The sequence below is a fragment of the Azohydromonas lata NBRC 102462 genome, assembly GCF_001571085.1.
Lineage (GTDB): Bacteria > Pseudomonadota > Gammaproteobacteria > Burkholderiales > Burkholderiaceae_C > Azohydromonas > Azohydromonas lata.
This window is the reverse complement of the sequence record NZ_BCTC01000003.1, coordinates 15888-35887: the sequence shown is the minus strand read 5'-3', so window position 1 is coordinate 35887 and position 20000 is coordinate 15888. Positions and strand designations below refer to the sequence as shown.

The 20000-nt window shown below is 72.4% G+C and carries 20 protein-coding genes; 3 read left to right on the top strand and 17 right to left on the bottom strand.

The genetic code is table 11. The features are described from left to right. Positions 1-162: 162 nt before the first annotated feature. From ALA01S_RS02020 to ALA01S_RS02000, 5 genes are read right to left on the bottom strand one after another with little or no spacing between them, the layout of a single operon-like run. Complete coding sequence (locus ALA01S_RS02020; RefSeq protein WP_238455664.1) at positions 163-942, bottom strand: (5-formylfuran-3-yl)methyl phosphate synthase; 780 nt, start codon at positions 940-942, stop codon at positions 163-165. Next, the gene (locus tag ALA01S_RS02015) at positions 939-1511 is read right to left on the bottom strand and encodes a DUF447 domain-containing protein (protein ID WP_066331340.1); all 573 of its coding nucleotides are present in this window, start codon (positions 1509-1511) and stop codon (positions 939-941) included. Before ALA01S_RS02015 ends, ALA01S_RS02020 begins: the two co-directional genes overlap by 4 nt. Continuing rightward, entirely contained in the window at positions 1508-2929 is a 1422-nt protein-coding gene (locus ALA01S_RS02010; RefSeq protein WP_066331336.1) for a DUF6513 domain-containing protein, read from the bottom strand. Before ALA01S_RS02010 ends, ALA01S_RS02015 begins: the two co-directional genes overlap by 4 nt. Then, positions 2908-3549: a flavoprotein gene (locus tag ALA01S_RS02005; RefSeq protein WP_066331334.1), complete on the bottom strand. Its 642-nt coding sequence runs from the start codon at positions 3547-3549 to the stop codon at positions 2908-2910. Before ALA01S_RS02005 ends, ALA01S_RS02010 begins: the two co-directional genes overlap by 22 nt. After that, positions 3482-5518, bottom strand: coding sequence for a sigma-54-dependent Fis family transcriptional regulator (locus ALA01S_RS02000; protein WP_066331327.1), 2037 nt, complete (start codon positions 5516-5518; stop codon positions 3482-3484). Before ALA01S_RS02000 ends, ALA01S_RS02005 begins: the two co-directional genes overlap by 68 nt. A gap of 282 nt (positions 5519-5800) precedes the next feature. Here ALA01S_RS02000 and ALA01S_RS01995 point away from each other — a divergent pair, with 282 nt between their 5' ends. Next, the gene (locus ALA01S_RS01995) at positions 5801-6286 is read left to right on the top strand and encodes a dihydroneopterin aldolase (protein ID WP_084267141.1); all 486 of its coding nucleotides are present in this window, start codon (positions 5801-5803) and stop codon (positions 6284-6286) included. Positions 6287-6585: 299 nt separating this feature from the next. Here ALA01S_RS01995 and fae read toward each other — a convergent pair whose 3' ends face one another. From fae to ALA01S_RS01960, 7 genes are read right to left on the bottom strand one after another with little or no spacing between them, the layout of a single operon-like run. After that, positions 6586-7098 carry a formaldehyde-activating enzyme gene (fae, locus tag ALA01S_RS01990; protein WP_066331325.1) on the bottom strand — a complete coding sequence of 171 codons (513 nt, stop codon included), beginning with the start codon at positions 7096-7098 and terminating at the stop codon, positions 6586-6588. Positions 7099-7155: 57 nt separating this feature from the next. Beyond that, positions 7156-8037: a triphosphoribosyl-dephospho-CoA synthase gene (locus ALA01S_RS01985; RefSeq protein WP_238455663.1), complete on the bottom strand. Its 882-nt coding sequence runs from the start codon at positions 8035-8037 to the stop codon at positions 7156-7158. 7 nt (positions 8038-8044) lie between these two features. Next, entirely contained in the window at positions 8045-8989 is a 945-nt protein-coding gene (locus ALA01S_RS01980; RefSeq protein ID WP_066331324.1) for an ATP-grasp domain-containing protein, read from the bottom strand. After that, positions 8989-9978 (bottom strand): methenyltetrahydromethanopterin cyclohydrolase, encoded by a 990-nt coding sequence (mch, locus tag ALA01S_RS01975; protein WP_066331305.1) that lies wholly within the window; start codon positions 9976-9978, stop codon positions 8989-8991. Before mch ends, ALA01S_RS01980 begins: the two co-directional genes overlap by 1 nt. Then, on the bottom strand, positions 9962-11134 hold the full coding sequence (locus tag ALA01S_RS01970; protein ID WP_066331303.1) for an ATP-grasp domain-containing protein: 1173 nt from the start codon (positions 11132-11134) through the stop codon (positions 9962-9964). Before ALA01S_RS01970 ends, mch begins: the two co-directional genes overlap by 17 nt. After that, positions 11094-11996, bottom strand: a complete 903-nt coding sequence (locus tag ALA01S_RS01965; protein WP_066331301.1) for an NAD(P)-dependent methylenetetrahydromethanopterin dehydrogenase — start codon at positions 11994-11996, stop codon at positions 11094-11096. The genes ALA01S_RS01970 and ALA01S_RS01965 overlap by 41 nt, the downstream gene beginning before the upstream one ends. 33 nt (positions 11997-12029) lie before the next feature. Next, entirely contained in the window at positions 12030-13109 is a 1080-nt protein-coding gene (locus ALA01S_RS01960; protein ID WP_084267140.1) for a beta-ribofuranosylaminobenzene 5'-phosphate synthase family protein, read from the bottom strand. A 214-nt stretch (positions 13110-13323) separates the two neighbouring features. Between ALA01S_RS01960 and ALA01S_RS01955 the strand changes: the two genes are divergently transcribed. Then, the gene (locus ALA01S_RS01955; protein WP_066331298.1) at positions 13324-15516 is read left to right on the top strand and encodes a sigma-54-dependent Fis family transcriptional regulator; all 2193 of its coding nucleotides are present in this window, start codon (positions 13324-13326) and stop codon (positions 15514-15516) included. Between the two features lie 114 nt (positions 15517-15630). After that, positions 15631-16095, top strand: a complete 465-nt coding sequence (locus ALA01S_RS01950) for a DUF3280 domain-containing protein (RefSeq protein ID WP_066331296.1) — start codon at positions 15631-15633, stop codon at positions 16093-16095. A 248-nt stretch (positions 16096-16343) separates the two neighbouring features. On the opposite strand, the gene ALA01S_RS01945 is transcribed toward ALA01S_RS01950, so the two are convergent. Genes ALA01S_RS01945 through ALA01S_RS01925 form a run of 5 tightly spaced genes read right to left on the bottom strand, consistent with a single transcriptional unit; the run spans position 16344 to position 19869 of the window. Beyond that, positions 16344-16739, bottom strand: coding sequence for a hypothetical protein (locus ALA01S_RS01945; protein ID WP_174548600.1), 396 nt, complete (start codon positions 16737-16739; stop codon positions 16344-16346). Continuing rightward, positions 16736-17494, bottom strand: coding sequence for a hypothetical protein (locus ALA01S_RS01940; protein WP_066331293.1), 759 nt, complete (start codon positions 17492-17494; stop codon positions 16736-16738). The genes ALA01S_RS01945 and ALA01S_RS01940 overlap by 4 nt, the downstream gene beginning before the upstream one ends. Then, positions 17491-18588, bottom strand: coding sequence for a trypsin-like peptidase domain-containing protein (locus tag ALA01S_RS01935; RefSeq protein WP_157118701.1), 1098 nt, complete (start codon positions 18586-18588; stop codon positions 17491-17493). Before ALA01S_RS01935 ends, ALA01S_RS01940 begins: the two co-directional genes overlap by 4 nt. Continuing rightward, entirely contained in the window at positions 18569-19468 is a 900-nt protein-coding gene (locus ALA01S_RS01930) for a quinoprotein dehydrogenase-associated putative ABC transporter substrate-binding protein (RefSeq protein ID WP_066331287.1), read from the bottom strand. The genes ALA01S_RS01935 and ALA01S_RS01930 overlap by 20 nt, the downstream gene beginning before the upstream one ends. After that, positions 19468-19869, bottom strand: coding sequence for a c-type cytochrome (locus tag ALA01S_RS01925; protein WP_066331285.1), 402 nt, complete (start codon positions 19867-19869; stop codon positions 19468-19470). The genes ALA01S_RS01930 and ALA01S_RS01925 overlap by 1 nt, the downstream gene beginning before the upstream one ends. Positions 19870-20000: the final 131 nt, after the last annotated feature.

Genomic DNA, 20000 nt, shown 5'->3' with positions numbered 1-20000 from the left:
GTCGCTGCAGGATACATGGCACGGCGAAATCATGGTGAATCACAGTGAGTAATTCACCAAGTTCCGTCCAACGTGCATCGGGCTGACCCGTATTCGCTTCGGGGGTTTATTGGGGCCGCGTCAATTTGCGGCCACCAAGCCGACACAACTTATCTCGGTGACTCAATTATTTATTTCTGTTGCCAGCGCTTGCAGACGCTGCGGCGACAGCCCGGCGGCGCGGCCCCCTTCGCACAGCGCGCCGCGGAAGCCGGCCAGGTCCGGCGCCAGCTCGCGCAGCAGCGCGGCCTGGGAGGCGCGCAGGGAGCCCGCGATGCCCGCGAGCTTGCCCGCGCCTTGCACGCGGGTGATGAAGTGGCGCACCGAAGGCGCGTCCAGGCACTCCAGCAGGCTGCCGTCGGCCTTGCCGGCCGTGTCCAGCATCACGCCGGGGAAGGGCAGCCAGCACGCCAAGGCCAGCAGCGCCTCGTCCAGGCCCTGGTCGGCGAAGAACACGGGCACCACGGGCGCAGGCGCGCCGGCCAGCGCGGCCAGCAGCGCGGCGGCGCCGTCGGCGCGCTCCACGCCGACCTTGACCACGTCCACGCCGCAGGCGGCGGTGGCGCGCACGCGCTCCAGCACGGCGTCACGCGCGTGCACGGGCCAGTCGCCGACGGTGGCGGTCACGGGCTGCGCATGGCCGGCCGCGCGCAGCGCCACCACGACCTCGTGCACCACGTGCAGCGGCACGGCCCCCAGCGCGCCGGCCGCGGGCTCCTTGAGGTCTATGACGTCCACGCCGGCCTCGGCCACCAGCCGCGCCTCGTGCAGGTCGCGCACGCTGGCGAGCATGCGCAAGCGGCCCGCGCCACCGCCGCGCAGCCGCTCGAAGGCCGTGGCGGCCGGTTCAGCCGCCCGCGGGTTGGCCGACTGCACCGGCCCCGGCTCCAGCCGCGCCGTCACGCCGCCTCCCGTGCCTGGTGGCGGGCCACGGCCTCGCACAGCCACTGCCAGGCCTCGTGCTCGGCGGGACCGGCGGTCTTGTCTATGGCGATCTGCAGGTAGCGCATCTCGCTCTCTATCTTTTCGCGCGGCAGCAGGTGCAGCCGGCTCACCAGCACGGCGCCTTCCACCACGGCGGCCTGGGCCCGGTTGAAGCCGGCGAATTCGCCATGGCGCTCGGCGTGCACGCGCGCCATGCGCAGCACGGGGCGCTGCGGGTCGTCCTGCGGCGCCAGCAGGCACAGCTCCAGGTGCGACAGCGCCGCCTCCAGCCGCAGGCCCGGGATGCGCCCGGCGGGCCGCAGCGGCCAGTCGCGCCGCCCGGTGACGCAGCCGGCGAACACGCGCGTGTCCACCACCACGTTGAGCACGGCGTGGCCGGTGGCCAGGATGTTGTCCAGCGTCGTGGACGGCTTGAAGGGCATGAGCACCACCTCGTCGCCGCGGTAACGCACGCCCAGAGGGGCGAGGTGGGGTTTACCGGCAGGCGACACCGTGCTCACCACGGTTTCGAAAATCTGGTCGTTCATGCGGGGTCGTCCTTCTTGCGCAGCGTTGGGCCGGGGGCGCACCAGGCGTCCAGGGCCTCCCGTGGGCGCTCCACGGCGCAACCCCAGTCCAGCGGCTGGTCCTGCACGTAGCGCTTGCCCAGCCGCCATGCGATCTCGGCGCGGGCCAGCTCCACGCCCATGTAGAAGGCGTGCGCGGCGTCGTTGTCCAGGTGGAGCTGCGGCCACAGCGCGAAGGCGTCCTGCGCCAGGCGGTGGCCGTCGCGGTTGTAGACGTGCAGCCCGTCGGCGGCGACCTGCACGCGGAAGTTGGGGTCGCGCACGCCGGCCGCGTTCTGCGCGATCTCCTGCGGCGTGTCCGGATAGGGCCTTTTGGCGTGCACCGTGAGCAACTCATCGGTAAAGCCCTTGGCCAGGCTCTGGCTGCCGTGGGCGGCGTGCATGAGGCGGCGGGCCACGTCGGCCTCGCGCACGGCGCGGCGGGCGTGGGCGCTGACCTGGGTGGTCAATATCGCGCTGGCCTGCAGTTCCTCGCACATGCCCAGCAGCAGCGCGTTCATGCCGCTGGTGTCGGCCTCGGTCAGCTCGGTGACGTTGCCCACGCCGACGAGGATGTCGACGTCGGGGAACCGGTCGCGCAGCCGCTGGTAGCGGCACACGGAGCGGGTGAAGCCGAAGGGCAGCGGATCGAGGATGGCGTCGGCGAGGAACCTGCGGCCCTTGCGCTGCATAGCCGCTATGGCCTGGGCCAGGGACTCCTCGTCCTGCGGCGTTTTCGGGATGAGCACCGGCGTGCTGGGCACCTCGTCGGCGATCCACAGCGTGTCGATGTTCAGGCTGAGCAGGTAGTCGGCGCCGGCACGGCCGCCGCGCAGCAGCTCGGCCGCATCCAGCGAGTCGAAGCTGACCTTCAGCCCTTCGGCCTTCAGGGCGCGGATGCTGTCTTCCAGGTGCGGGAAGGGCGTGGCGGGCAGGCCGCCGAGGTCGATGACGTCGGCGCCGTCGGCCGCGTAGCCGCGGGCGCGCTCGACGATGCCGGCCACGTCCAGCCGCGGCGCGTCCACGATCTCCGCGAAGATGGCCACGCGGTAGCTGGAGAGGTCCACGGGCTTGCTTTGCCGGTTGAAGAAGGCGGGCAAGTCCTTGAGCTCCTCGGGGCCGCGCTGCACGGGGATGCCGTAGTGCGCCTGCAGCGCCGCGACGTCGCCGCGGCAGCGGCCGGGCAGCAGCAGGCGGTCGGCGCGGCGGGGCTCCTCGCCTTCGGCCTGGGTGAGGACGGGTGCCGCGACGCGGCGGCGCACCATGTCGGCGGTCATGAGGCCGGCGACCTGCAGGCCGATCTCGCGCACTTCCCAGGTGAAGGGCGGCTCCATGCCGGCCAGCACGCGCTCCAGCGACGGCTGGGCCAGGCGTCCCGTCAGGAAAACGATGTGTTCCATGCGAGGGACAACTCCTGCAGGCGGCGTGACAGTGCGGCTTCGAGCTCGGCGGGCGAGCACACCACGCGGCAGTGGTCGATGGCGCGCAGCCGCTCCACGTTTTCCAGCTCGATGCGGCGCGGGTGCAGCGTGACCCACTCGCGCGGCGCCTTGGTGATGACGGTGGGCTCGGTGTCGCAGGCGAAGACGATGCCCGGGATGCCCAGCTTGCCGGCCTGCGCGAACATGTTGGTGGGCAGCGTGTCGGAGAGGCCCAGCGCGCACTTGGCCACCGTGTTGCTCGTGGCCGGCGCCACGATCACCGTGTGGTAGACGTCCGAATACAGCATGCCCACGGGCACCGAGCTGGCGCTCTTGTCGCGAAAGACCTTGAAGCGGTCCTTGAGCGCGTCCAGCGTGAAGCCGTACTGGGGCAGCACCTCCTCGGCGGCGGCGGAGAGGAAGAGGTCCACGGCCGGCAGCCGCGCGGCCAGGGCCATGGACTCTTCGAGGTAGTGGCCGGAGCCCGTGACGGCAAAGGCGAAGCGCGAGCGGGGCGCGGCCTGGCCGCCCTCAGGCGCGCTGGGAGACGGCGATCTGCAGTTTGTGGAGCTTGCGGTAGAGGGTGTTTCGACTGACATCCAGCGCCTTTGCGACGTTGCTGACGTTCCAGCGGTGCTGCTCCAGCAGTTGCAGCAGCACTTGCCGCTCGTGCGACTGGATCAGGTTGAGCCCCGCGGGCGGGGGCGTTTCCGCAGGAACCATGCCCGCGGCCAGCACGGACACGGGCGCGACCGGCGCGGCGGCGGCCTGGGGCGAGAAGGCGGGCGCCGCCGCGGCCGGCGCGGGCAGCGACGCGCGCAGCGAGGGCAGGTGCTCCAGGCCCACGGACGCACCGTCGGCCAGGGCCACGGCGGCGCGCAGCACGTGGCGGAGCTGGCGCACGTTGCCGGGCCAGCGGTGGGTCATGAGCAGTTGCTCGGCCTCGGGGCGCAGCGCCAGCGGGGCGCCGTTTTCCTCCTGCAGGATGCGCTGTATGAGCTCGCGCCGGTCGGTGCGCTCGCGCAGCGCGGGAATCTGCAGCTCGATGCCGGCGAGGCGGTAGTACAGGTCTTCGCGGAAGCGCCCCTGGGCGACCAGCTCCAGCAGGTTGCGGTGGCTGGCGCTGACGAGCTGGAAATCGACGGGGTGGGTGTCCTCGGTGCCCAGCGGCGTGACGCGGCGCTCGTCGAGCACGCGCAGCAGCCGCGCCTGCAGCTCCAGCGGCATGTCGCCGATCTCGTCCAGGAACAGCGTGCCGCCGTCGGCCTGCAGGATCTTTCCGCGCCGCCCGGTGCGCTGCGCGCCGGTGAAGGCACCGGCGCGGTAGCCGAACAGCTCGGACTCGATGAGGCTCTCGGGGATGCTGGCGCAGTTCACGGCCACGAAGGCGCCGGTGGCGCGCGGGCTGCGCTCGTGCAGGGCGCGCGCAAACACTTCCTTGCCGGCGCCGGTTTCGCCGCGCAGCAGCAGCGGCGTGCCGCGGGCCAGCACGCGGGAGCCGGTGGCCAGCTGCTGGACGAGCTGCGCGTCCGACAGCCCGGCCGTGGCTGCCGAAGACGCCGCCGGCACGGCCGGCTTCACAGGGCGTGCGGCCAGCGCCGCCTGGGCCGTGGCCGCACGCGCGGGCTGCGCCTCGGCCGCGGGCAGCCGCGTCACGGCAAAGAAGCGGTGCGCGCCGTTGACGCGGTAGACCGGCACGGGATGGAAGCTGGCGGCGCGGCTGCGCTCCAGCAGGTCGTCCAGCGTGGCTTGAAAGACCTCTTCCAGGCGGCGGCCGCACAGGGCCTGCGGCGACTCCACGCCGAGCTGGAAAAGGGCACTGCGGTTGGCGGCGCGTATGACGCCTTCGGCATCCAGCGCCAGGCGCCCCTCGTGCAGCGTGTGGACCAGCTCGGGGCGGGTGTGGAAGTGCAGCGGGTGGGCGTCGCGAAAGCGCTGCTCCATGAGGCGGTTCTCGATCATGCGCGCCGTCATGCCCAGCAGCACCAGCACGTGCTGCTGCTGCAGCGCCGAGCGGCTGGTGACGTCCAGCACCGCCACCATGCGGCCTTCCGGGTCGTGCACGGGCACGGCCGAGCAGGTCAGGGTGGTGAGCCGGGTGAAGAAATGGTCCTCGCGGCGCACGGACACGGGCTCGGCCAGGGCCAGGCAGGTGCCCATACCGTTGGTGCCGGCGCAAGCCTCGTTCCAGATGGCGCCCACGGTGAAGCCCACGGGCTCCAGCTCGGTGGTGAACTCCGGCGAGGTGACGAGGTGCAGGATCACGCCCTCGCCGTCGGTGAGCACCACGGCGGTCTCGTTGTCGGCGAGCTGCTGGTAGAGCGTGCTCATCTCCAGCCGCGCGGCTTCTATGACGTCGCTGAGGCGGCGCCGGCGCAGCGCGAGGGCGTGGCCGTCGAGCACGGGCGGATGGGGTTCGCTGTCCGGATCGAGCCGGTACTCGTTGAGGCAACGCGTCCAGGACTGCGCCACCTGTTCATGCAGCCCGGTGCGCAGTCCTCCCAGCACCGCGCCCAGCACGCGCTGGCCGTGTTCGGCGGCGCTCGCGGCAAGCAGGCCTTGTGTCATGTGTCGTACTCCAACTGCGGCCGCCCTCGGGGGAAGGGCGGTGACTCCGGGGCGCATTGTGGGCCGCACGCCCGGGGGTGGCGCTGTCCGGAATTGCCCGCGGTCGCGAGTCTGACTGCGTCAGAACGTGACACCGGCAGGGAGGCGAAGCGTTCTTGGCCGAAAGCGTCACCGATCGTGTCCGGCACGCCGTTCGCTCGCACCGGACAGGCCGTTGGCGCACAACTTGCGGAGCCGGCGCCGTCCGCAATCCGCCTGGAGGCTTTTCAGATGTCCGCCCTCATGCCCCTGTCTTCCCTGCCGCAAAGCGACACCACGGGTGCCGCGCTGGACCTGGTGTTCATCGAGGGGCTGACCATTGCGACGGTCATCGGCATCCACCACACCGAGCTGCACGACCCGCAGCCCGTGCGCGTGGACCTGGCCGCCGGGCTGCCGCGCGCAGCTGCGTGCGACAGCGACCGCATCGGCGACACCATCGACTACGCCGTGCTGCGCGAGCGGCTGCACCGGCTCTTTGCCGAGCACAAGGTGCAGTTGCTGGAGGCGCTGGCCGAGGAGATCGCGCGCATCACGGTGTGCGAGTTCGGCGCCCACTGGGTGCGCGTCGGGCTGGCCAAGCCGCGCAAGTTCGAGGATTTGGCGGCCGTGGGCGTCGTGATCGAGCGCCGGCGGGCGGATTTCGAGGCCGTCACCGTCGCCGCGCGCTCGCGGCCGGCGGCGCGGGTGCTGTCGCTCATGGGCGAGGGGATGGTGCCGAAGGGGTGAGCGCTTCCTCGGCAGCAGAAGTGCTCCGCACTTCGACCCGTCATGCCCGCGAAAGCGGGCATCCACGGGCACTGACACGGCAGCCTGGAAACGGTGGCCTGCTGCAAAGCGGTTCGAAGGCCACACCTCGGCTGTCGTGGATGCCCGCTTTCGCGGGCATGACGGGGTAGGAAGCGGACACCGCGACTGACGGCACGCATTGAAAAAGCCCGCGGCGCTTGTGCAAGCGCCGCGGGCCTTGTCGTTATGAGGTTGGGCCCCCCAGCCGCCGTCCGGGGGCGGCGGCCAGGGAAGGGGGATCAGCCCTGGGCCTGGAACGGGTGCATGGCGGTGCCCTTCTTGGACACCACGTCCTGCGCGCTGGGTTCGTTGCGCACGGCGCGGGCGATGGACTCGCGCACGGCCTGGTAGTTGTAGTCCTGGATCTTCTTGTCGTCCTCGGCCTGCCAGTGGATGAACACGCCGACGCAGATGAAGAGGTTGTCGGCCTCATCGGCCGGAATGGTGCCGTCTTCCACGCTGTCGGCCACGGCCATGGCCACGCCGCGCTGGGCCGGGCCGAACATCTGCACGGCCTGCTTGGCACCCTTGATGGTGACCTTGTTGAACATCACGGTGGCGGGCTTGGCCATCAGGTTGGGCGCCACCACGGCCAGCAGCGACGTGAAACCTTCCTTGTTGTTCACCAGGGCGTTGGCGAAGGCGGTCTCGGCAGGGCTGCCGCGCGGGCCGATGATCAGATCGATGTGGGCGACTTCATTGCCCTCCCCAACCAGTGATTCGCCGACGAGCATGCGGTCGATCTTTGCCATGGGTCAGTCTCCGTATGAGTTTCGCGAGCCACGCCGCGGCTGCGGCGCTTGCGGCTTTCAATCACGTTCCGTGCCACGCGGGGCCAGCAGCGCCAGCATCGCCGTGGCCACGGCCAGATCGGCCGTGGTGCCGGGGTTGATGCCCCGGGACTTGAGCGATTCGTCCCACTCCCGCAACGCCTTGTCCAATGCCGCCGGGCCGGACGCCTCCATGCGGGCCTGGAACCCTTCCGCCTGCTTCAGGACAGTTTGTGCCACCGCCTCGCCCTGCTTTCGCACAATGTGTGAATCGGCCCGGCGCGCGAGAAAGGCCAGCCACGCGCGCAGCAGGCCCTCCTGCGGCGTGGCGCCGGCGCGAAACGCGGGCAGGCCCACGTCGAAGAGGTCGGCATAGCCGCTGGCGTACTGGCGCGCGATGCTGTCGCGGTGCGCGGCCAGCGCCATGGCCTCCCGCAGGCCGACGGTGGGCGCCTCGCGCACGTCCTGCTCGCCGGACCGCCCCAGGCCGCCGGGGTTGGTGGCGGCAATGGCGCGGAAGGCGCACGCCGCGTCCCCCACGTCCAAGGCGTCGAGCACGGCCTGCACGGCCCCGCGCAGGGCTTGAGGCCCACACGCCTGGAGCGCCTGGGGACAGCGCTCCAGCGCCGCCGCGATGGGCGCGCACAGCAGCACGATGCCCAGGTTGGTGTTGCAGCCGGCCACGGCCAGCGTGGCGCGCATGGCGGCTTCGATGCGCGGCCCAACGCCCAGGCCGGGCGCGAAGAGGCCCGCCTGCGCGGCCTCGGCGCTGTCCAGGAACTGGCGGGCCACCATGCCGTGGCCGGGCGAATGGAGGCTGACGTTGCCCGGCTTTTCCACCTCCACGTCCAGCCGGCAGGCGGCCAGGAAGGCGTCGCGGCCGCGGGCCAGGGCCGCGACGCCTGCGTCGTGGGCCCTCACGGCGGGCTCAGGCACTGAGCCGCCCCCGCGCCGCCGCGAGCTTGCGGTCCAGCAAGTCGTCCACCAGGGCCTGCGCGATGTCGAACGGCGTCACGCGCTGCAGCCCCTGCCAGGCGGCCACGCCGTTGACTTCGAGCACCTGTGGGCCGTCCGGCGTGGGAATGAGGTCCACGCCCGCGTAGTCCAGCCCAAGCGCCTGCGCGGCGCGCTCGGCGGGGCGTGCGAGGTCGGCCGTGAGCTCGGCCGCCTCGCAGCGCGCGCCCTGGGCGACGTTGTGCACCCAGTGGCTGCTCACGCGGCGCATGGCGGCGACGGCGCGGCCGCCGATGACCAGCACGCGCCAGTCGAAGCCGGGCGCCGACACGGGCGGCACGTACCGTTGCAGGTAGGCCAGGCCGCCGTAGGCGTCCAGCGAGGGCAGCGGGACGAAGCGGCCGTCCACGTGCCCCACGAGCTGCAGCCCCTTGCCCTGCGAGCCGAACAGCGGCTTGAGCACCAGCGCGTGGCCGGCGGCGGCTTCGCGCAGCACGACGCGCTGCGCCTGCGCGGGGCACTCGGTGGTCCAGGCCGGCGGCGAGGCGATGCCCGCTGCGCGCAGCAGCAGGCTGGTCATGGCCTTGTCCACGCTGCGCTCTATGGCGCGGGCCTCGTTGTAGACGGGCACGCCCAGCGCGGTGAGCGCATGCAGCACGGTCAGCCGCTTGGTGACCTGCTCGAAGCTGCCGGTGGCCACGCCGCGCACGATCACCGCGTCCGGCAGCTCTTTCCCAAAACCCGGCAGCACCAGGCCGTGGCGCGAGGCGCCGGTGGCCACGCCGCATTGCGCCAGGTCCAGGCAGCGCACCAGCGCAGCGCCGCGCGCAAGCAGCGCGCGGCGCAGGCGGCGCACGTGCCAGCCGGACTCGTCGCTCATCACCGCGACGCGCAGGCCCTGCAGGCCGCCGTGGGCCATCACGCCATCTCCAGCCACAGCCCGCGCAGCAGCGCCATGCTGGTGCCGCCGGCCTGCCAGGTGCGCCCGGATGGTTGATGCGTCACCCAGGCCACCGCCGGGGCGAAGAGGGCGCCGTCTATCTTGTAGAAGTCGTAGCCCGCGTCTTTAAAAATGTCCGCGAAGCTGCGGCCGTGGTCGGCCGAGTTCTTGGACGGCAGCTGCTGCGCCAGGCGCTGCGCGTCGGCCAGCTCGCCCTTCACGACCAAGTGCACGCGCCCGCCGTAGAGGATGGCGTCGTTGGTGCGCCCCATGGCCTGCAGCCCGTCGGCGCCCGGCGCCGGCAGCGGTGCGCAGGCGCTGCCGCTGACGATGTCCTGCAAGTTGAAGCCCAGCTCGTGGGCCTTGTGCAGGGCCACTTCCAGCACGCGGGCCACGACCTGCGTGGTGCCGGCCAGGCTGGCCGTGGGCGTGACGATGAGGGTCAGGCCCTGCGGCGGCAGCGCGCAGTCGCGCAGCACCTTTTCCACCACCACGGGCGGGGGCAGGCGGTCCACCTCCATCACCAGGCAGCCGGTGTCGGCGCGGTCGCGGTAGCCCAGCTCCTCGAACAGCGTCTCGCGGCCGGCCAGGGCGCGCGCGGGGCCGGAGCCCAGCGAGAAGAATTTCTTTCCGCCGGTCTCCTCCTTGGTGGCGGAGAGGCTCCAGCCAGCGTACTGGCTGGCCAGGCAGGCCAGCACGGGTTGGGCGCTGTGCACTTCCACCCAGGTCGGCCAGCCGTCCTCGGTGGATGAGCGCAGGTGCACGTCGCCCAGGCCGCCCAAGCAGATGCGGGCGATGGCCAGGCCCGCCTCCACGCTGCCGGGGGCCTCCAGGCCGGCATCGACGATTTGCACGCCGAACTCGTCGCGCTGCACGCTCACGCGCAGTTGGGAAGCGTCGTCCAGCAGGCGCTGCAGCAGCGGCTGCGCCAGGCGGTTGACGCTCAAGGGATCATTCCATGTGCTCATGGGATTCAGCCTCCAGAAGTTCGAGCAGCTCGGCGTGGCGCCGCTGCAGTTGGGCGCGCACCTCGGCGGCCGTGGCGCCTTGGGCGCTGAGGGAGCACAGCGGCTCCATCGCTTGAAGAGAACAGGCCTGGCCCGGCCGGTCGTGCACCCAGGGCCGGCGCGCCAGGCGGCGCAGGGCGTGCGGGCCCAGGTGCAGCGTGCGCGGCGCGAACACGGTCTCCACGCCGCAGACCGCTTGTGGCACAGGCTGTACCGCCCACGGCACACCACTGCAGGCGCGCAGGTGCAGCCCAAGCGGCGACTGCGCCGCGTAGAGCTGCAGCGTGCCGCCGGGCCGGGGGTTCACTTCCAGCAGCGCGATGGTGCCGTCGGCGCCCAGCAGGAAGTCCAGGCTGCCCAGGCCGCGCAGGCCGCAGGCGGGGACGAGTTGTTGCAAGGCCGTGTCAATGTGCGTCGAGACCTTGGGCGGCATGGTCAGCGGTCCCACGGCCCCCCGCCAGGCAAACGGCGCTTGGGCCAGGCCCACGAGCTGCTCGTGCACGCCCAGCAGCCGCGCGCGGCGGCCGTCGGCGACGAAGGCGGCGGCCATGGGGGTGCCGGCCATCCGGCGTTGCCAGTACGGCAAGGCCCGCCGGGTGGCCGCGGCGCCGCGGGCGGGCTGCACGTGCCGGCCGCCGCAGGCGCCGCCGTCCTTGAGCAGCCAGCCCTGGAGGTCCGTGGGGGCCTGGCCCCAGCGCGTGGGCGGGTGCGGCAGGCCCAGCGCATCGAGCAGCGGGAAGAAGCGGCGCGGGTCGCGCAGGCGTCTCCAGGCCGCGGGCGGCGTGCCCAGCAGCGGCAGGCGCTGCGCGGCGGCCTCCAGCAGGTCCGGGTGGGCTTCGAAGCCGCTGGCGGCGATCCAGCCGCAGGCGCCGGCGCGGGCGGCCTCGTCCAGCGCGGCCAGCAGCGTGGCGGCGTCGAAGTCGCGCCAGCGCTGCCAGCGGCAGGCCGCGGCGCGGGTGTCGGCGTCGCCGAAGGCGTCCAGGGCGACGAGGCCGAAACCCTCGCGGGCGGCGGCCTGCGCGAGCTGGCGCACGGACACCCCCGCGGCCAGCAGCAGCGGCCGCCCCGCCGGGCCTTCAGCCGGCACGCAGCTCGCAGGCCAGGGCGAAGGCGTCATCGAAGCTCAGCGCCAGCGGCTTCTCGGCATTGCGCATGCGCTGCAGCAACTGGTGCTGCACCTGGTATTTCACATTGCCCACGGCCAGGGCCCCTATGCCCACGGCCTGGGTGCCCGCCACGGGCTTGCCGTCGTCCATCACGCCCACGCCGGCGATGCCCTCGGGGGGCACGGCATTCACGTCGGCGGCCACCAGCAGCTTCTGGCCCGCCGCCGCGAGATCTTCGGCCGAGAGCACCTGCACGCCGGCGGCGGCGGTGGCCAGCACCACGTCGGTGTCGGCCAGGGCCTCGCGCAGCGCGGCGGCGTCGGCGCTGGAAGCGCCCGCCACGGCGGCGCCGAAGCGCTCGCTCACGGCGCGGGCCGTCTCGTTTGCCACCTGCTGGCCCTTGTGGCTGGCGATGCGCACCTGCGCGCCGGCGCGCGCGGCCAGCACCGCGACGATGCGGCCCACCGGGCCCGTGCCGCCCAGCACCAGCACGCGGCGGCCGTCGAGGTCCGTGCCGTGCGCCTTGCGGAGCTGCCCGCGCACGCAAGCCAGCATGGCCGCGGCGGTGGTGAAGGCGCCGCTGGGGTCGGCCATGACGGACACCACGAAGGGCGGGACCATGGCCTTGCGGGCGGCGTCGAGCATGTCCACGGCCTGGGTCACGTCGCGCCCGCCGATGAAGAGGCCGGTGCGCGACACGCCCTTCGGCCCGCGGGAAAAGATGGCGTCCTGCGTGAGGTTGGGCGTGGCGGCCACGTCCACGCCGCAGTAGGGGACGATGACCTGGTAGCCGGCGTCGGCGGCCATGTTGACGTCGAAGGGGCTCATCCACGGTCCGGGCGTGAGCATGTGCAGGATGTAGGGACGGTCCATGTGGCGTGGCTTGCTGCGGGAGGTGGTGCGCCGTCAGGCGCAGGCGGCGGCCGGTGCGGCCGCCAGGAACTGGATGTCGGCGCCGCGGTTGCGGCCCTGCACGGTGAGCAGCCGCAGCCCCGGCGCCACGGCGCCGGCCGCGTGGGCGGCGCGCAGCAGGGCATCGGCGGCCTCCTGCGAGGGCAGCACGGCAAAGGCGGTCGGCCCCCAGGAGCTCTGGCCCACGGCGGTGTCGCCGTGGCGGCCGGCCCAGCGCATGAAGGCGTCCACCGCGGGGCTGGTGTAGGACAGGCCGCCCTGCGCGGGCGCGAAGTAGCCGCCCAGGAGCGCCTGCATGCGGTTGAGGCCTTCGGCGAAGGTGGGGAAATCGGCCCCCGCGGCGCCGGGCAGGATTTGCATGAGCACGCGGTGGCACAGCTCGGCCGCGTACTCGCGCGGGAAGGGCGGCAGTTGCGCCAGGGCCTGGCGCTCCTGGGCGCCGGAGAGCCCGCGGCGCGACGGGTCCAGCACCAGCAGCACGCGCCAGTGCTGAGGAAAGTCCAGGTGCGAGGTGACGCGTGCCGGGCGGCCGTCGGCCTGCGGGCCGCCGTCCAGCAGCAGCCCGCCGCGCTCGAAGCCGGCGATGCCCACGCCGGAGCGCAGGCCGCGGCCCAACAGGGCCGCCACCTGGGCCGCGTCCAGCGGCAAGCCCTGCAGCCGCGTGAAGGCCATGCCCACCGCCAGGGCGAGCTGGGTGCCGGACCCCAGGCCGGCATGGGGAGGCAGCAGCTCCAGCAGGCGCAGGTGCAGCGGACGCGACAGGCCGGTGTGCGCCTGCAGGGCCGCGAGGTGGGCGGCGGCCCGCTCCACCTCGGCCGCATCCAGCCCCGGGGCGGCTTCGATGTGCGGGCGGCCGGCGAAGGCCAGCTCCAGCGCGGTGTGCGGCCCGTCCACCACCAGGCCCAGGCTGCCGAAGCGCCGGCCCAGGGAAGCGCCCGGGTCCAGGAAGCCCAGGTGCAGCCGGCCCGGCGTGCTCACGCGCACGCGGTCGCGGAATTGGACGGCGGTCGGGCTCGTGGGCGGAATCGAGGACGGGACCGAAGGCGCAATGGGTACGGCAGGAACAAAGCTCATGGCCATGGATTGACGCTGGCAGGGGCTTGCCTATCTGCAAGGCTTGTTCCACGGCTTGGCATGGCGTGCTTGTTGCAAGCCGAGATGCCCGGCAACCCTTCTGCTGCCCTGGATTCAGTACACAGTGTCACGGCGCGCCGCGCGGGTATGCTGCGCGCGGCTGTAAGAAAACCCAGAGGAGACGACCGCCCGCGGGCGGAGTGAAAGGAAGTTCATGCTCACGACCCGTCCTTCCGATGGCTCCACAGCCGGCCGCAAGCGCGAGCTTGGCTTTGGGCACTCGGCCACGAGCGTGCTGCTGCCCACCGACCCGGCCCACGTCGAGGCGATACGCAAGTCGCACGAACGCTGCGCGGCGTTGGGCCTCACGCGCATAGGCCATGGCGACTACACGCCGCTGCCGCGCGCGGACCTGGCGCAGGCGCACGAGCGCAACCGGCGGCTGTTCGTCCATGCCGCGCCGGTGATGGAGCTGCTGCTGGAGCAGATCATCGTCAGCAAGAGCATGGTGGTGCTGGCCGACACGCAGGGCACGGTGCTGCACTCGGTGGGCCATGCCGACTTGCTGGAGCGCACGGCCAAGGTGGCGCTGGCGCCGGGCGTCAATTGGGCCGAGGCCAGCAAGGGCACCAACGGCATGGGCACGGCGCTGGTGACGGAGGAGCCGGTGTTCGTCCATGCCGACGAGCACTTCATGTACGCCAACGATTTCCTCACCTGCTCGGCCGCGCCCATCTTCGACCCGCGCGGCAACCTGCTGGGCGTGCTGGACGTGACGGGCGACCACCGCTCCTACCACGCGCACACGCTGGGCCTGGTGAAGATGTCGGCGCGCATGATCGAGAACCACTGGCTCACCGACGACTGCCAGCATGCGCTGCGGCTGCACTTTCACAGCCGCGTGGAGTTCATAGACACGCTCATGGGCGGCATCCTGGCCGTGGGCGAGGACGGCCGGCTGCTGGGCGCCAACCGCAGCGCGCTGGACCTGCTTGGGCTGAGCCCGGCGGGGCTGCGCATGAACAGCCTGGAGTCGCTGTTCGGCCTGGGCCTGGCGCAACTGGTGGACCAGGCGCGCAGCGCCGCGGCCGGCCCCTTCGCGCTCAACCTGTCCAACGGGCTGCAGCTGCATGCGCGGCTGCAGATGAACTGGCCGCTGGTGCGCCAGGGCGCCCGCCTCCAGCCGGAGGACGGCGACGCGGCGGCGCAGCCGGCCGAGGCGGCGGGCGAGGCGGGCCTGGCCATCGCGGCGGACATGGCCGCAGGCGTGGCGGCACTGGGCGGCGAGGTGCTGGCCTGCCTGCGCGAGGCCGCACCGCTGCCGGTGCGAGCGCCCGCGTCACCGGCGGTGCTGCTGTCCGGCACGGCGCCGCGCGCCCGCCCGGCGGCCGAGGGCGAGCTGCCCAGCGACCTGTCGTGGCTGCAGACCGGCGACGCGCAGCTCGACAGCGTGGTGGCCAAGCTGCGCCGCGTGATGGACCGCGACATTGCCGTGCTCATCCTGGGCGAGACGGGCAGCGGCAAGGAGGTGCTGGCGCGCGCGCTGCACCAGGAGTCCGCGCGTGCGCGCCAGCCCTTCGTGGCGGTGAACTGCGCCAGCATCCCGGAGTCGCTGATCGAAGCCGAGCTGTTCGGCTACGAGGAAGGCGCGCTGAGCGGCGGGCGGCGCGGCGGCGCGGTGGGGCGCATCCTGCAGGCGCATGGCGGCACGCTGTTCCTGGACGAGGTGGGCGACATGCCCGCGGGGCTGCAGGCGCGGCTGCTGCGCGTGCTGCAGGAGGGCGAGGTCATGCCCTTGGGCGGCACGCGCCCCGTGCCGGCCGACGTGGCCGTGGTCAGCGCCACGCACAGCGACCTGCGCGAGCTGGTGGAGCGGCAGGCTTTCCGCGAGGACTTGTATTACCGGCTCAACGGGCTGTCGGTGCGGCTGCCGCCGCTGCGCGAGCGCAGCGACCTGATGGCGCTGGCGACGCGGATCCTGCGCAGCCGCTGCCCGCTGCGCGCGCCCACGCTGGACGCCGACGTGGCGCAACTGCTGCAGGCCTACCACTGGCCGGGCAACGTGCGCCAGCTCGTCAACGTGCTGCGCGCCGCGGCGGCCATGGCCGGCGACGAGCCCACGATCACGCGCGCGCACTTGCCCGACGATTTTCTGGAGGACGTGCAGCGCTCGATGGGACGGCGGCGCGGTGGCGCAGGCACGCCGGCCGCGCCCGCTTCGGTTGAGGCGCCGGCGGCGGCCTTGCCGCCTTCAGGCGAAGCGGCGGATGCCGGCGCCACGCTGGAGGAGCTGGAGATGCAGACCATCCTGCGCGTGGTGCAGGAGCTCGACGGCAACATCTCGCTGGCGTCCAAGCGGCTGGGCATCAGCCGCAACACCATCTACCGCAAGCTGCGCCGGCGCTGACGCCGCCCGGTCCACGAGATGTACCGAACGCCAAGCAAACTGTCCCGCCGCCGGCTGCTGGCATGGTCTCTGGCCGGTGCCGCGGCCGCACGGCCGGCGTGGAGCCAGGCGAGCGTGCCCAGCGCGGTGGTGCTGGACTTCGACCTGCTGGACGACCACCCCAACACCGCGGGCGACAACCAGGCCCAGCTCGGGGCGCGGCTGCGGCGGGCGCACGTGCAGTTGCAGCAGGCGTTGCAGGCGCAGGGGCTGTACCGCATCGTCCCGCTGGAGAACGCGCAGGCGCTGCTGGACAAGCTGCGCAACGAGCAGGAGTACATGCACCGCTGCGAGGACTGCGCGCGCCAGATCGGCCGCCAGCTCGATACCGACTACGCCATCACGGGCTGGGTGCAGAAGGTCAGCGAGCTGATCCTGAACCTCAACATCGAGGTGCACGACGTGCGCCGCGGCCGCGTGGTGCTGTCCAAGTCGGTGGACATGCGCGGCAACAACGACCAGTCCTGGGAGCGCGCCGTGCGTTTCCTGGTCAACGACATGGCGCAGAAGCGGCAGGGCAATCCGAAGTACGGGATGTGAGGGATACGCCCTCGGCATCCCGCGAGCCGAGGCGGTACGCCCCCTATTTCGTCATGCCCGCGAAAGCGGGCATCCACGAGCGCCGAGGTAGGGCCTTCGAATGGCATCACCCAGCGCCAACGCCGGCGCGCCAGCACCCCGGCAAGCGTGGATACCCGCTTTCGCGGGTATGACGGATGAGGATGCGAAGCGGCCGTGCCAAAGGGCTGACGGGGCACGCTATTTTTTCCAGAACAACAACGCTGTCCTCACCTCGCCGCCGTGGGCGGGATGAAGCAGCCCTCGCGGGCCGTGGACTGCAGCTTGCGGAACTCGCGGATCTGCTTTTGCAGCGGCTCGCTGTCGCGTATGGCGTTGCCGCGCTCGCCGGCAATGCTGTTGGCGTTGGTGGCGGTGCTCATGGACACGAAGTCGTCGTAGGGGATCTTCTCGGCCAGGTGGTCCAGCGCGCACGAGCACTTGTTGAGCATCTCGTAGTAGGTGCCGGGATGCTCCCTCATGCAGCTCTGCACGTACTCCACGCGCGCGGCGGTGGGGTAATCGAAAGCCGCGGCCCAGGGCGAGGCGGCGGCCAGCAGCGCCGGCACCAGCGCACGGCGCAGCAGGGCACGGGCAGGCAGGCAGGCGGGCAGGTGCAGGGTCATGGTTTCGCGGCGCCCAGCTCGGCGCCTTCCAGGGTGAGGGTTTCTTCGAGCAGCGGGGCGGCGTCGGGGCGCTCGCCGGCCAGCACGGTGCGCAACTGCACCACGCCGCCGGGCACGTCGGCCAGGACGAACTCGTAGCGCTTGGCGGCGTACTGCTCGAAGCGGTTGCGCATGGGGTCGTCGAGGTAGGGGCTGATGAGCACCCGCCGGGCGGCCATTTCCCGGCCTTGCCAGCGCACGCGGGTGTCGTCGCTGCGCGCGTCCTCGGCCAGGGCCACGCGGATGCGGCGGCGAAAGTGGTTCACCTGGCCGCGGGTGAGGCGCTGCATCTCGCGCAGGTCGTGCTCTAGGAAATACAGGATCACGGGGTTGGAGGTGGCGCCCTCCACCGCGGGCAGCTCGCGCGCGCCTTGCGCCTCGGGAAAGGCGGGCGCGCTGACGTTGCAGCAGCGCCCGCCGGGGCCGGCCGACAGGCGCAGCTCCACGGGGCCGCCGTAGCCGCCTTCCAGCGAGCCGGCATGGACGAAGGCGTAGCGCAGCACGGTGCCGGGCTTGAGGCCCTGCAGGTGCGGCGCCATGAAGATCTGCTGCTCGGCGGCGGAGATGGCGCCGCTGCCGGCAACACGCGGCTCCTCCTCGGCGGCAGCGGCGGGGACCGTGGCGACGGCCCCCAGCAGCGCGGCAACCAGCGCGGCGGCCGCGGCGGCCGCGGCGGCCGCGGCGGCCGGGGGCCGGATGAGGTGGCGGAGGATCATGGGTGTGAGGAATCCTGTGGTTCGGCCGGATCGGCGCGCAGCCGGTCCGACACTTCCAGCGCGAGGCCGGGATTGAGCGCGGTGAGCGTTTCTATGGCCTGCTGCGCCTGCGCGGCCTGGCCGGTGCGGTGGTAGAGCTGGGCCAGGCCCGCCCAACTGCGGCTGTAGCCGGGGTCCACGTCCAGGCTGCGGCGCCAGCTCTGCACGGCGGCGGCGTCGCGGCCCAGGCGCTCCTGGGCCAGGGCGCGCAGGTACAGCGGCTCGGGGTCGGCGGCGTCCTCGCGCATCCAGCGCTCGGCCAGCTGCAGCAGCGCCTGCCACTGGCCGGCGCGCTCCAGCGAGGCGGCCTGCAGGAACAGCGGCTGCGCCGCCATGGGCCGCTCCCAGAAACCCAGGCCGCCGTGCGGACGCACCTCGGCAAAGCGCAGGCGCTGCTCCAGCGTGTCCAGCAGCCATTCGGCCGGCACGGCGTAGTAGTGGGTGCGCCCGCCGGGCAGGCGGAAGGTGAGGATGCCCACCAGCCGCCCGTCGCGGTCGAAGAGGCCCCCGCCGCTGGCGCCGGACGTGAAGCCGTTGCTGCACTGGATGACGAGCTGGCCATTGAGGTGGTGCAGGGCCACGACGCTGCCGCCGCTGATCTGCAGCGCCGGCCCGCCGGTGTAGCCCAGGGCGGCCAGCTCCTGGCCCTCGCGCAGCGAGGCGGCGCGGCCCAGCGCCACGGGCGTGCTGGGCAGCCCGGGCACCTGCAGGATGCACAGGTCGCGCTCGGCGTCCATGGACTGCGCCTGCACCGTCCAGCGCGAGCCGGCCTGCACCACCGAGATGCTGCTGGCGTTGCGCGTGACGTGGCAGTTGGTCACCACGCGCTCCTTGCCGATGACCACGCCGGAGCCGAGCTGCAGCCGCCCGCCTTCGCCCTCGGCTTCCACGCGCAGCACGCTGCGGCCCAGGAGGATGAGGGAGCGGCGGTCCAGCTCCGCGTGGGCGCTGCTGGTGCTCAGCAGGCAGGCCGCCAGCAAGGCCGAGCCCATGAGGCTGCGGTGCCGCGGCGAGGGCGCGCGCGCCACGTCCACCTCAATCCCTGGACGCCGCACGGCCGGAAGCGCCGGCGGTCTCCAGCAAGGGCACGCCGAAGTCGCGCAGGATGGCGTTGATCTCCGGACGGCGGCGCTCGATCAGGCTTTCGATCTGGGTCTTCCATTGCGGCTCGCCGTAGCGCACGCCCATGGCCATGGCGTAGTCGAAGCGCACGCCCGGCTCGGAGGCCAGCGGCACCACCGCCAGCCTGGCCTGCGGCTGGCGCTTGGCCGCGAAGCCGGCCATGGGGCCCCAGAGGATGGCGGCGTCGATCTTGCCCGCGGCCAAATCCGCCTCCACGGGCTGGCCGGGGTCGCGGTCGGTCTCGGGCGTCATCATGGGATAGACCACGGCGCGGTCCACCAGCTGGTGCTGCGCCAGCCACTTGCCCGCGGGCGAGCGGTCGTGCACGCCGATGCGCAGCTTCGCCAGCACGGCCGGGTCGAGCTTGAGGAAGTCCTCGGCCGAGCGCACGTTGTCCAGGCCCTTGCCTTGCGGGAACACCAGCGCGTAGGTGGAGCGGTAGTAGGGCTTGGTGACGGAGACCTGGTCGAAGCCTTCCGGCACGCCCAGCACCACGTCGCAGCGCCAGTCCTCGCCGGGGAGCTTGTAGCGCAGCGTGTTGCGTATGAAGGCCAGGCGGTTGGGGAAGTCGTAGTACTGCAGCGGCAGGCCCAGGTCCTGGGCGAACAGCTCGGCGATGCGGTTTTCTATGCCGTTGCCCTGGGCGCTGGAGAAGGGCAGGTTGTGCGGGTCCTGGCAAACCTTGAGGGCCTTGCGCGGCGGCTGCTCGTCCTGGGCCGAGGCGGGCAGCGCGGCCAGCAGGGCCAGCGCACCCAGGAGCAGCGCCGCGACAGGTCCGCGCCGGCCCGGGCGCGGGATGGCGGCGGCGCGCATCACGGCATCTCCTGGACCTTGGCCGAGGTGATGGCCCCGTCCGAACGGCCCTTGAGGTAGGCGTAGAGCTGGTCGATGTTGTCGACCACGGTCTTGTTCTCGCCGAAGGAGGGCATGCCCTTCTCAAGGCGGCCCTTGGTGACGGTGGTGACGAACTCGTCCTTGCTCAGCCGTTTGAGGCTTTCGATCAGCGAGGGGCCGACCATGCCCTCCTGGTTGGGGCCGTGGCAGCGGTCGCAGGCGGCGGCGCGCCAGGTGCGAAAGCCCTTCATGGTTTGCGGATCGACCTTGTTGCCGTCAACCACGGTGTAGAGCTGGTTGCCTTGGGCGCTGCTGTAGGCGGCGGCGCCGAACAAGGCGATGCAGGACAGGACGGCCAGGGTGGCGCGGCGGTACTTCATGAAGCGGTGTCTCCAACGATCGTCGTGATTGAGGAAGACGCGGGCAACGGGCGCGCCCACAGGGGCTGATGGGGCGCGCCGCCGCCGTCGTCCAGCGGTTGAAGCAGGCGCTGAGCTGCGAGGGGTTCGAG

Coding starts and splice junctions, on each gene's coding strand:
- ALA01S_RS02015 (WP_066331340.1), bottom strand. CDS start 1,511: ATGAACGACCAGATTTTCGAAACCGTGGTGAGCACGGTGTCGCCTGCC.
- ALA01S_RS02010 (WP_066331336.1), bottom strand. CDS start 2,929: ATGGAACACATCGTTTTCCTGACGGGACGCCTGGCCCAGCCGTCGCTG.
- ALA01S_RS02005 (WP_066331334.1), bottom strand. CDS start 3,549: ATGTCAGTCGAAACACCCTCTACCGCAAGCTCCACAAACTGCAGATCG.
- ALA01S_RS02000 (WP_066331327.1), bottom strand. CDS start 5,518: ATGACACAAGGCCTGCTTGCCGCGAGCGCCGCCGAACACGGCCAGCGC.
- ALA01S_RS01995 (WP_084267141.1), top strand. CDS start 5,801: ATGCCCCTGTCTTCCCTGCCGCAAAGCGACACCACGGGTGCCGCGCTG.
- fae (WP_066331325.1), bottom strand. CDS start 7,098: ATGGCAAAGATCGACCGCATGCTCGTCGGCGAATCACTGGTTGGGGAG.
- ALA01S_RS01980 (WP_066331324.1), bottom strand. CDS start 8,989: ATGGCCCACGGCGGCCTGCAGGGCCTGCGCGTCGCGGTGATGAGCGAC.
- mch (WP_066331305.1), bottom strand. CDS start 9,978: ATGAGCACATGGAATGATCCCTTGAGCGTCAACCGCCTGGCGCAGCCG.
- ALA01S_RS01970 (WP_066331303.1), bottom strand. CDS start 11,134: ATGACGCCTTCGCCCTGGCCTGCGAGCTGCGTGCCGGCTGAAGGCCCG.
- ALA01S_RS01965 (WP_066331301.1), bottom strand. CDS start 11,996: ATGGACCGTCCCTACATCCTGCACATGCTCACGCCCGGACCGTGGATG.
- ALA01S_RS01960 (WP_084267140.1), bottom strand. CDS start 13,109: ATGAGCTTTGTTCCTGCCGTACCCATTGCGCCTTCGGTCCCGTCCTCG.
- ALA01S_RS01955 (WP_066331298.1), top strand. CDS start 13,324: ATGCTCACGACCCGTCCTTCCGATGGCTCCACAGCCGGCCGCAAGCGC.
- ALA01S_RS01945 (WP_174548600.1), bottom strand. CDS start 16,739: ATGACCCTGCACCTGCCCGCCTGCCTGCCTGCCCGTGCCCTGCTGCGC.
- ALA01S_RS01940 (WP_066331293.1), bottom strand. CDS start 17,494: ATGATCCTCCGCCACCTCATCCGGCCCCCGGCCGCCGCGGCCGCCGCG.
- ALA01S_RS01930 (WP_066331287.1), bottom strand. CDS start 19,468: ATGCGCGCCGCCGCCATCCCGCGCCCGGGCCGGCGCGGACCTGTCGCG.
- ALA01S_RS01925 (WP_066331285.1), bottom strand. CDS start 19,869: ATGAAGTACCGCCGCGCCACCCTGGCCGTCCTGTCCTGCATCGCCTTG.